Here is a 10,827-nt window from a genome sequence, read left to right on the forward strand (position 1 = left end):
CGCGGCGGCGGTGCTGCGCGGCGAGGGGCTGGCCGTGTCGTCGGCGCACGTCATCGAGGCGACGCGGCTCGCGGACAGCCTCGCGGCGCTGCGCGGGCGGCCCCTGGCCGGGCTCGGCGAGGTGACCGAGGGCGTAAGGGCCGTGCTGTGCGAAGGCGACGACCTGGCGGTGGAGCTGATCCAGCGCCGCATGGTGGTGGGCGACCGGCTCGGCCACGTCACCGAGGGCACGCCCATGGTGCCGCTCCAGCGCGACCTGCGCGAACGGCAGCGGCGGCTCAAGCTCGAGCCCGAGGCGCTCGACCGTGAGCTGACCCTCGACCTGCGCAAGCCGCTCGACCTCGAACGCAGCCACCTGCTCCACCGGCTGCGGCTCCTCGGCGTGGGCTGGGGCACCCCGGGTGAGGCGCGCGGCACGGGCACGTTCAAGGAGACCTGGACGCTGCGCTGGCGGCCCGAGTACGACCTCGCCCTGATCGAGGCCGCCGCGCTCGGCGTCACCGTGGCGGGCGCGGCGGCCCGGCACGTCCGTGACCTGGCCTCAGGTGAGCAGGTCGCCCTGGCCGACCTGACAGGGCTCGTCGAACGCTGCCTGCTGGCCGAGCTGCCGGAGGCGCTGCCCGGGGTGCTGGCGGCGCTGTCGGCCAGGGCGGCGCTCGACACCGACGTCAACCACCTGATGGCGGCGCTGCCGGCGATGGCCCGCGCGCACCGCTACGGCGACGTGCGCGGCACCTCGGCGGAGGGCCTGGCGGTGATCGTCCGGTCGATGCTCGACCGGATCTGCGTGGGGCTGCCGGTGGCGGTGACCGCCCTGGACGACGGCGCCGCGGCGGACCTGCTCGCCCACGTGGACGCCGTCCACGCGGCGGTCGCCCTGCTGGACGACCCCTCCGCCGAGCCGCCCCGATGCACGCCGCCCCCGATCCCTGCCGGTGCCCCGATCCCGGACGATGCGCCGATCCCGGACGGTGCGCCGATCCCGGACGGTGCGCCGATCCCGGACGGTGCGCCGATCCCGGACGGTGCGCCGGGCCCGGACGGTGCGCCGGGCCCGATCCGGGGCGAGGCGAGGGACGCGGGGGTGCCTGAGGCGAGGCGGCGGTGGCTGGGGACGCTGCGGGGAATGAGCGACCGGTCCGACCTGCACGGGCTCATCGAGGGGCGGCTCACCCGGATCCTGCTCGACGCCGGAGAGCTGGACGACGCGGCCGACCGGATGTCCAGGGCGATGTCCCGCGGGCAGACGCCCGCCAGGGCGGCGGCGTGGGTGGAGGGGTTCCTGGCGGGCGGCGGGCTGCTGCTGGTGCACGATCCAAGGCTGCTCGGCCTGGTCGACGGCTGGCTGTCCGGGCTGCCGGGCGACCAGTTCACAGACGTGCTCCCACTGCTGCGCCGTACGTTCGGCGGCTTCGCCGCCCCCGAGCGCAGGGCCATCGGCGAGCGCGTCCGGTCGGCCGGACTTCGCGACCGGCACGGAAGCGGGCACGGGCACGGGCTCGGGCACGGGCTCGGGCACGGGGAGGAACCGGACGTTGACGAGCGGCGCGCGGCACCCGCCGTCGCCACCGTGCTCACGATCATCGGGAGGCGCCATGGGTGAGCGCCGGGACGATCACGAGGATCGGCGGGCCGATGAGCGGATGCGCAGGTGGCGGCTGGTGCTGGGGGGCGGCGAGGCCGACGGCACCGGCGTGGGCCTGCTGGGCGCCGACGCGCGGATGGACGGCGCGCTGGCCGCCGTGTACGACCGTGAGGGCGGCCTCGGGGCGTCCGCGCCCAGGGTGGCCCGCTGGCTCGGCGACATCAGGACGTACTTCCCGTCCACGGTCGTGCAGGTCATGCAGCGGGACGCGATCGAACGGCTCGACCTGACCCGGCTGCTCCTCGAACCCGAGATGCTCGACGCGGTGGAGCCCGACGTTCACCTGGTGGGCACGCTGCTGGCGCTCAACCGGGTCATGCCGGACCGGGCGCGCGAGTCGGCCAGGGCGGTGGTGCGCACGGTGGTCGAGCGGCTCGAACGCAGGCTCGCCCAGAAGACGCGGGCGGCTGTCACCGGCGCGCTCGACCGTTCGGCCAGGACGCGGCGGCCCAGGCGGGTGGCCGACATCGACTGGGACCGGACGATCAGGGCCAATCTGCGGCACTACCTGCCGGAGCGGAAGACGGTGGTGCCGTCGCGGCTGGTCGGCTACGCCCGCAGGCAGCGGGCGCTGCGGCGGGACGTCGTGCTGTGCGTCGATCAGAGCGGCTCGATGGCCGCTTCGGTGGTGTACGCGGGGGTCTTCGGGGCGGTGCTGGCCTCGCTGCGGTCGCTCAGGATGTCGCTGGTGGTGTTCGACACGGCCGTGGCCGACCTGACCGACCGGTTGCACGACCCGGTGGAGCTGCTGTTCGGCACGCAGCTCGGCGGCGGCACCGACATCAACCGGGCCGTCGCCTACGGCCAGGGCCTGATCACGCGGCCGGCGGGTTCCGTGTTCATCCTGATCAGCGACCTGTACGAGGGCGGGGTGCGGGAGGAGATGCTGCGCAGGGTCGCCGCGATGACCCAGGCCGGCGTCCAGGTGATCGTGCTGCTGGCGCTGTCGGACGAGGGCGCGCCGTCCTACGACCACGACAACGCCGCCGCGCTCGCCGCCATGGGCGTCCCCGCGTTCGCGTGCACGCCCGACGCGTTCCCCGATCTGATGGCCGCCGCGATCGAGCGGCGCGACATCGCCCGCTGGGCCGAACGCCACGCCCGATGAGGAGGGCGGTGCCGAGCGGGCGCATGTCCACGCCACTTCACGCTGTCCTTCTGGCCGTCAGCGTCCGGCCCGCTCGGGACGCGCCACCTCACGCTGTCCCCCGGCCGTCAGCGTCCGGCCCGCTCGGGACGCGCCCCACACGCCGTCCCCCGGCTGTCAGTGCCCGGCCTGCTCGGGACGCGGCCTCAGTGGGAGGAGGAACGACAGGCCGAACGTGAGGGCCAGCAGCCCGATCTCGACCCAGACCGCGGCCTGCATGGCGGAGCCGAAGCTCCACCGGCGCTCGAGCAGGTCGAAGAAGAGCGTGCCGATCACGGCGGTGCCGAGCGCCGCGCCGAGCTGCTGGATGGCGGTCAGCGTGCCGGAGGCCGAGCCCGACTCGTGCGGCTCGACGCCGGCCAGCACGATGTCGAAGAACGGCGCCATCGTCAGGCCCATCCCGATGCCCACCAGCGCCAGTCCGGGAGCGAGCTGCCACGGGCCGACGTCCAGCCCCGCGAGGTGGATGGTCAGGCCGAGCACCGCGGCGCCGCAGGTCATGACCACGGTGCCGATCTGCAGCAGGCCGCGTCCCAGCTTCTCCTGCAGGCCGGACATGGCCAGGCCGAAGCCGATCACACCGCCGACGGCCTGGGGCAGGCCGGTGAGGCCGGCCTTGAGCGGGCTGTAGCCGAGGCCCAGCTGGGTGAAGAGGGTGAAGACGAGGCTGAGCCCGATCAGGCCGGAGAAGAACGCCAGCCCGGCCACCAGGCCGCCGACGAACACCCGCTTGCGGAACAGGCTGGGCGTGACCAGCGGATCCCTGCCGGCACGGGCGCGGCGCGACTCGTAGGCGGCGAACACGGCGAACACCACGACCGACGCGGCGATCGAGACGAACGTCCAGACCGGCCAGTCGAGCTCCTGCCCCTGGATGAGCGGGTAGACGAGCAGGAACCCGGCGACGGACACCAGCAGCACGCCGACGAGGTCCAGCCTGGTGGCGTTCGACAGCCTGAACTCGGGCAGGAGCAGCATCCCGGCGACCGCCGCGGCCAGGCCGACGGGCAGGTTGATCAGGAAGATCATGCGCCAGCCGGTGCCGAACAGGTCGGCGTCGACCAGCCACCCGGCCAGGATCGGCCCGCCCACGGAGGAGGTCGCGATCACGGGGCCGAACAGGCCGAACGCCTTGCCGATCTCCTCGGGCGGGAACATCTCCTTGATCAGCCCGAGGCCCTGCGGGATCATCACGGCGCCGAACAGGCCCTGCAGGACCCGGCCGGTGACGAGCATCTCGGGGTTCGCGGCCAGGCCGCACATCAGGGACGTGGCGGTGAACCCGAGCGCGCCGGTGACGAACATCCGCTTGCGGCCGTACAGGTCGCCGAGCCGGCCGCCGGTGATCAGGCCGACGGCCATGGCCAGCGTGTAGCCGGCGCCCAGCCACTGCACCAGGCTGGCCGGGCCGCCCAGCTCCTTCTGGATGGTGGGGGCGGCGATGGTGGTGACGAGCGCGTCGAGCAGGTCCATGACCTCGGCGGCCAGGAGGACGGCCAGGGCGGCCCAGCGCCGGCGGTACGGCTGGAGGGCCGCGGCCGAGGTGGAGACGGTGGTCATCGGGGGACTCCTCAGTGTCGAACGATGTTCCTTGAACGAACGATGTTCGTAGACAAACACTGTTCTAGTGACGAACACTGTTCGTGTCAAGTACAGTGTTCGCATGGCAGGCATGGGAAGCGACGAGGACGTTCCGGCTCCGCCCTGGCGGACGCCGCGCAAGCAGGCGCAGTCCAGGCCGCAGCTCAGCCAGGAGCTGATCGTCCGGACCGGCCTCGCCATCCTCGACGCCGAGGGGCTCGACGGGCTGAGCATGCGGCGGGTGGCCCAGGAGCTCGGCACCGGCCCCGCCTCGCTGTACGCGCACGTGGCCAACAAGGACGAGCTGCTGGAGATGATCTACGACGAGGTGCTCGGCGAGATCAGCCTGCCGCCGCCCGACCCGGCGCGCTGGCGGGAGCAGCTGCGCACGTACGGGCTGGAGATGCACCGGGTGCTCATGGGCCACGCCGACGTGGCCAGGGCGGCGCTGGCCGGCATCCCCACCGGGCCGAACGCGGTGCGGCTGGCCGAGTACGCGTTCGGCCTGCTCATCGACGCGGGCATGCCCCCTCGCGAGGCCTCGCTCGCCTTCGACCGGTTCACCCTCTACATCAGCGGCGACGCCTACGAGGGCTCACTGCACTACGCCAAGATGCGGGCCGCGCGGATGTCCGACCCCGAGGACTACTTCCACCGCTACGTGGAGCGGATCAGTGATTACCTCCGCTCCCTGCCTCCGGGGCGCTTCCCGCACATGACCCGGCACGTGGACGCGCTGATCGCCGACGACGGCGAGGCGCGCTTCGAGTACGGCCTCGACCTGCTGATCACCGGCCTGGCCGAGCGCATGCCCTGAAGAACGCCCCCGAAGGGCAGCCGGGACTCAGTGCGCGAGAAGCGCCGACAGCTGCGGAGAGTACGTGGCGTGGAGGACGAGCGCCGCGGCGCCCACGACCGCGGCGTCCGCGCCCAGCGGCGAGAGGGCGACGTCGACCACCCGGACAGTCCTGGACAGCGGTCTGGTGGCGACCGCCGAGACGACGGCGTCGACGTACCTCTCCTCGACGTGGCGGATGCCGCGACCGCCGAGCACGACAAGATCCACGTCGGTGATGTTCACCACGTTGACCGCGACGGAGGCGACGTGCCGCGCGGCCTCGTCGATGACCGCGCCCGCGAGCTGATCGCCGGCCGCGGCGGCCATCCGGATCGCGGCGTGGTCCACCGTGGCCGGATCCCCGCTGAACGGTTCCCACAGCACGCTGCCGCCCCGCTGGTCGGCGAGCCGGCGGTGGGTCTCGGCGACGATCGCGGAGGGGCTGACGAGACTCTCCAGGCAGCCTCGGTTGCCGCAGTAACACGCGGGGCCGCCCGGCAGCACGCCTGTGTGACCGAACTCCCCGGCGTTGAGCGAGCCGCCCCGGTAGACCTGGTGGTTGAGGACGAGACCGCCGCCGATGCCGGTGCCGAAGAAGAAGTACGCGAAGTTCGCGACGCCCCGTCCGGCGCCCGACCACCGCTCGCCGACCGCGGCGGCGGTGGCGTCGTTGTCCATCGTCACGGACAGGCCGACGGCGTCGCTCAGCATCTGCGTCAACGGCACCCGCGTCCAGTGCGCGAGCTGAGGCGGCGCGAGCACCAGGCCGAGATCCTGATCGATCGGGCCAGGGCAGGCCAGGCCGAGACCGAGCACGCGGCTCCGCGGCACGTCCACCTCGGCGAGCACGTCGCCGACCAGGTCGGCCATGGCCGTGACGACATCCGACGGGACCGCGCCCGGCCGTATGGCGTGTCGCTTCGACAGCAGCGGGCGCCCGAGCAGGTCGACCACGACACAGGTGAGCTCGGCGGGGTCGAAGTGGAGTCCTACCGCGCAGCCCGCGTCAGGGTTGATCCGTAGCGTGGTGGGCGGTCTCCCACCGCCGGCGCCCTTGCTGGCTCCGTCCTCTCGCACGATGCCCTCTTCGAGCAACCGGCGCACGATGCCGGAGACGGTCTGCGGCGTCAGGCCGGTTTGCTGGGCGACCTCCCTCCGGCTGATGCCGTCGGCGAGCTGTATCTGGTCCAGCACCACCGCCCGGTTATATCGCCCCACTTTGGGGAGATTTGTACCTGCTTGCCGCACCGATGATCCTTTCTGCGTGCCGTTCGGCGACCATCGTGCCTCAAGGGGTTTGACTTCGTAAAGCAAATGGATTTACAGTCCCGCCAGCGTTTACCCCTCTGACACGAAGCGGAACACCCGCCGAAACACCCCACGGTGGGCCTGCTCGCCGCCAGGACGCCCCTGGCACCACCGACCAATGCCATCGGAGAACGTTGATGTCACCAACATGCTGCGCCCCCCGTGGACCGGATTCGCCTGGTCGTGGGGGGCTCCGCAGCGGGGAGCCTCGGCCATGAACGACGCTCCGCCCCTACTCCAGATGAGCTCGATCACCAAGACGTTTCCCGGCGTGACCGCCCTGGCGGACGTCAACCTGGTGGTCCGCACCGGCGAGATCCACGCCATCTGCGGGGAGAACGGTGCGGGCAAGTCGACGCTCATGAAGATATTGAGCGGCGTGCACCCCTACGGCACCTACAGCGGCGACATCGTCTACCAGGGCGAGCAGGTGCGGTTCGGCGACATCCGGGCCAGCGAGCACGCCGGCATCGTCATCATCCACCAGGAGCTCGCCCTGGTGCCCGGCATGTCGATCACCGAGAACATCTTCCTGGGCAACGAGCCGCGCCGGCGCGGCGCGATCGACTGGAAGGGCGCCCGCCGCCGCGTCGTCGAGCTGATGGAGCAGGTGGGCCTCAAGGAGGATCCCGACACGCTCATCAAGGACATCGGCGTCGGCAAGCAGCAGCTGGTCGAGATCGCCAAGGCGTTCGCCAAGGACGTGCGGCTCCTCATCCTCGACGAGCCGACCGCGGCCCTCAACGAGGCCGACTCCCGTCACCTGCTCGACCTGCTGCGAGAGTTCAAGCGGCAGGGCATCACCTCGATCATCATCTCGCACAAGCTCAACGAGATCGAGGCGATCGCGGACTCCATCACGATCCTGCGCGACGGGCGGACCATCGAGACGCTCGACGTGCGCGTCGACGGGGTCAACGAGGACCGCATCGTCCGCGGCATGGTGGGCCGCGAACTCAGCAGCCGGTTCCCGGACCGCACGCCCGCGATCGGCGAGGTGTTCTTCGAGGTCCGCGACTGGACGGTACGCCACCCGATCTCCACCGAGCGGCTGGTGTGCAAGAACTCGAGCTTCAACGTCCGTCGCGGCGAGATCGTCGGCTTCGCCGGCCTCATGGGAGCGGGCCGCACCGAGCTCGCGATGAGCCTGTTCGGCCGGTCGTACGGGGTCTGGCTCGGCGGGCACGTCTACAAGGACGGCAAGGAGATCCAGCTCAAGTCGGTCGCTGACGCGATCAAGCACGGCCTGGCCTACGTGAGCGAGGACCGCAAGGCCATCGGGCTCAACCTCCTCGACGACATCAAGTCCTCGATCGTGGCCGCGAAGCTGTCGAAGATCTCGCGGCATGGCGTCATCGACCAGGTCAAGGAGCACCGGGTCGCGGAGGAGTACCGCAACAGCCTGCGGGTCAAGGCGCCGACGGTCGACGAGGGCGTCATCAAGCTCTCCGGGGGCAACCAGCAGAAGGTCGTCCTGGCGAAGTGGATGTTCACCGACCCGGACCTGCTGATCCTCGACGAGCCGACGCGAGGCATCGACGTGGGCGCCAAGTACGAGATCTACGGGATCATCCAGCGGCTCGCCGAGCAGGGCAAAGGCGTCATCGTCATCTCCTCGGAGCTGCCCGAGCTCATCGGCCTGTGCGACCGCGTCTACACCGTGTTCGAGGGGACCATCACCGGCAACGTGCCGCGCCGTGACGCCGATCCCGAACTCCTCATGAAGCAGATGACCTCTACAAAGAAGATGCCGACGCCATGAGCCGCTATCAAGACCTCAAGAAGAACCTCTTCGGGGGCACCACCTCCAATGCCCGCCAGTTCGGCATGATCTTCACTCTGGTGGCGATCGTCCTGCTGTTCCAGGTCCTGACCAACGGCCTCACGCTGACGTCAGGCAACCTCATCGCGGTCGTCAGCCAGTACTCCTACATCCTCATCCTCGCCATCGGCATGCTCATGGTGATCGTCGCCGGGCACATCGACCTGTCGGTCGGCTCGGTCGCCGCGTTCACCGGCATCGTGGTCGCCAAGGCGATACAGCAGTTCGACCTGCCGTGGCCGGCGGCGGTCGCGTTCGGCCTGCTGGTCGGCGTGGTCATCGGTGCCTGGCAGGGCTTCTGGGTCGCCTACGTCGGAGTGCCGGCGTTCATCGTCACGCTGGCCGGCATGTTGCTGTTCCGCGGCGGCAACCAGTTCATCGGCAACGCCGACACGGTGCCGGTCCCGCAGGGCTTCCGCACGATCGGCGCCGGCTTCCTGCCCGAGGTCGGGCCCGACACCGGGTACAACAACCTGACCCTGCTGCTCGGCCTCGCCGCTTGCGTCGCGGTCGTGTGGAGGGAGTGGCGCGCCCGGCAGGTCCGGCAGGAGATGAGCGCGGAACCGACGCCGATGTGGGTCTCCGGCGTGCGCCTCGCCGTGATGGTGGGCGTCATCGTCTTCGCCACGCTGCGCTTCGCCGGCGGCCGGGTCGGCACCAGCCTGCCGGTGTCCGGCATCATCCTGGCCGTCCTCGTGCTCGCCTACTCGTTCTACACCCGCAACACCATCGGCGGCCGGCACATCTACGCCGTCGGCGGCAACGCCCGCGCCGCCGAGCTGTCCGGCGTGAAGCTCCAGCGGGTCAACTTCTTCGTCATGATGAACATGTCCGTCCTCGCCGCGCTCGCCGGCATGATCTTCGTGGCGCGGTCGGCCGCCTCCGGCCCGCAGGACGGACTCAGCTGGGAGCTCGACGCGATCGCGGCCGTGTTCATCGGCGGAGCCGCGGTCTCCGGTGGTCTCGGCACCATCAGCGGCTCGATCATCGGTGGCCTGGTCATGGCCCTCCTCAACAACGGCCTGCAACTCATGGGCGTCGGCTCGGATCTGGTGCAGATCATCAAGGGCCTCGTGCTGCTGCTCGCCGTCGCCCTCGACGTCTACAACAAGAGCCAGGGCCGCTTCTCGGTCATCGGCTCGATCATGCGCCCCTTCCGCCGAGAAGGGCCACCGGTGGCGGCACAGGCCGAATCGCGCGACGAGACCGACAAGGCTCCGGCAGTCGGCTGACGCAACCCACCCACCCGCCGCTGTCGCGGCCGACCCTCCATCCCGCCCAGCCCCATCCTCCCGAAGTACATCAAGAAGGGTTAACCCGAGAATGCGCAATCTTCTTACCAAAGCCGTCGCCGTAGGTGCGGCGGCCATTCTGGCGCTCGGCGCCGCGGCCTGCTCCGGCGGGCGTGAGGGCGGGAGCGGGGGCGACAGCGCCAAGCCGGCCAAGGGCTTCGCGGCGAACTCCCTCATCGGTGTCGCGCTGCCGTCCAAGACGTCGGAGAACTGGGTCCTCGCCGGTGACCTGTTCGTCAGCGGGCTCAAGGAGGCCGGCTTCACGTCCGACGTGCAGTACGCGGGCGCGTCGACCACCGTGGCCGACCAGCAGGCCCAGATCTCCTCCATGATCACCAAGGGCGCGAAGGTCATCGTCATCGGCGCGACCGACGCCGCGCAGCTGTCCACCCAGGTGGCGCAGGCCAAGCAGTCCGGCGCGACCGTCATCGCCTACGACCGGCTCATCACCAACACGCCGGACGTGGACTACTACATCGCGTTCGACAACTTCAAGGTCGGCCAGTTGCAGGGCCAGGCGCTGCTGGACGGCATGAAGGCGAAGAAGGCGACCGGGCCGTGGACCGTCGAACTGTTCTCCGGCTCGCCGGACGACAACAACTCCGGCGTCTTCTTCAACGGCGCGATGGACGTCCTCAAGCCGCTCATCGACAAGGGCGATGTGATCGTCGGGTCCGGCCAGTCCGACGTCAAGCAGACCGCCATCCAGGGCTGGAAGGCCGAGGGCGCGCAGCAGCGCATGGACTCGCTGCTGACCTCGACCTACAGCGGCAAGAAGACCCTCGACGGCGTCCTGTCGCCGAACGACACCCTGGCCCGCGCGATCATCACCTCGATCAAGGGCGCCGGCAAGCCGATCCCGGTCGTCACCGGCCAGGACTCCGAGGTCGAGTCGATCAAGTCCATCATGGCCGGCGAACAGTACTCCACGATCAACAAGGACACCCGCAAGCTCGTGGCGGAGACCGTGAAGATGGTCAAGACCCTGCAGGGTGGCGGCACGCCGGAGATCAACGACTCCAAGACCTACAATAACGGCGTCAAGGTCGTCCCGTCGTACCTGCTCCCGCCGGTCATCGTGACCAAGGCCAACGCGGCCGAGGCCTACGCCAACGACCCGAAGCTGTCCCCGCTCGTCAAGTAACACCCACGGCGGCGTCGCGTGTCCCGGGAGACGTCCCGGGACACGCGACG

The 10,827-nt window shown here is 70.6% G+C and carries 8 protein-coding genes; 6 read left to right on the plus strand and 2 right to left on the minus strand.

The window, feature by feature from the left end; all coding sequences use genetic code 11:
- Both DQW85_RS33965 and DQW85_RS33970 read left to right on the plus strand, forming a co-directional pair.
- On the plus strand, positions 1-1,603 hold a 1,603-nt coding region (locus tag DQW85_RS33965), incomplete at its 5' end, for a DUF5682 family protein (protein WP_162795594.1).
- Positions 1,596-2,753, plus strand: a complete 1,158-nt coding sequence (locus DQW85_RS33970; protein WP_240197600.1) for a vWA domain-containing protein — start codon at positions 1,596-1,598, stop codon at positions 2,751-2,753. The genes DQW85_RS33965 and DQW85_RS33970, both read left to right, overlap by 8 nt.
- 156 nt (positions 2,754-2,909) lie before the next feature.
- Here DQW85_RS33970 and DQW85_RS33975 read toward each other — a convergent pair whose 3' ends face one another.
- Positions 2,910-4,352, minus strand: a complete 1,443-nt coding sequence (locus DQW85_RS33975) for an MFS transporter (RefSeq protein WP_113703856.1) — start codon at positions 4,350-4,352, stop codon at positions 2,910-2,912.
- A 103-nt stretch (positions 4,353-4,455) separates the two neighbouring features.
- Between DQW85_RS33975 and DQW85_RS33980 the strand changes: the two genes are divergently transcribed.
- The gene (locus DQW85_RS33980) at positions 4,456-5,190 is read left to right on the plus strand and encodes a TetR/AcrR family transcriptional regulator C-terminal domain-containing protein (protein ID WP_113703857.1); all 735 of its coding nucleotides are present in this window, start codon (positions 4,456-4,458) and stop codon (positions 5,188-5,190) included.
- 27 nt (positions 5,191-5,217) lie between these two features.
- Here the strand turns inward: DQW85_RS33980 and DQW85_RS33985 are convergent, their stop codons facing one another.
- The gene (locus DQW85_RS33985) at positions 5,218-6,405 is read right to left on the minus strand and encodes an ROK family transcriptional regulator (protein WP_205315618.1); all 1,188 of its coding nucleotides are present in this window, start codon (positions 6,403-6,405) and stop codon (positions 5,218-5,220) included.
- A gap of 328 nt (positions 6,406-6,733) precedes the next feature.
- Here DQW85_RS33985 and mmsA point away from each other — a divergent pair, with 328 nt between their 5' ends.
- The 3 genes from mmsA to DQW85_RS34000 all read left to right on the plus strand — a co-directional run bounded on the left by mmsA (position 6,734) and on the right by DQW85_RS34000 (position 10,777).
- Positions 6,734-8,281 (plus strand): multiple monosaccharide ABC transporter ATP-binding protein, encoded by a 1,548-nt coding sequence (gene mmsA / locus DQW85_RS33990; protein ID WP_113703859.1) that lies wholly within the window; start codon positions 6,734-6,736, stop codon positions 8,279-8,281.
- Positions 8,278-9,573 carry a multiple monosaccharide ABC transporter permease gene (mmsB, locus tag DQW85_RS33995; RefSeq protein WP_113703860.1) on the plus strand — a complete coding sequence of 432 codons (1,296 nt, stop codon included), beginning with the start codon at positions 8,278-8,280 and terminating at the stop codon, positions 9,571-9,573. The genes mmsA and mmsB overlap by 4 nt, the downstream gene beginning before the upstream one ends.
- A gap of 91 nt (positions 9,574-9,664) precedes the next feature.
- Entirely contained in the window at positions 9,665-10,777 is a 1,113-nt protein-coding gene (locus DQW85_RS34000) for a substrate-binding domain-containing protein (RefSeq protein ID WP_113703861.1), read from the plus strand.
- Positions 10,778-10,827: the final 50 nt, after the last annotated feature.

This window comes from Nonomuraea lactucae (genome assembly GCF_003313395.1).
GTDB lineage: Bacteria > Actinomycetota > Actinomycetes > Streptosporangiales > Streptosporangiaceae > Nonomuraea > Nonomuraea lactucae.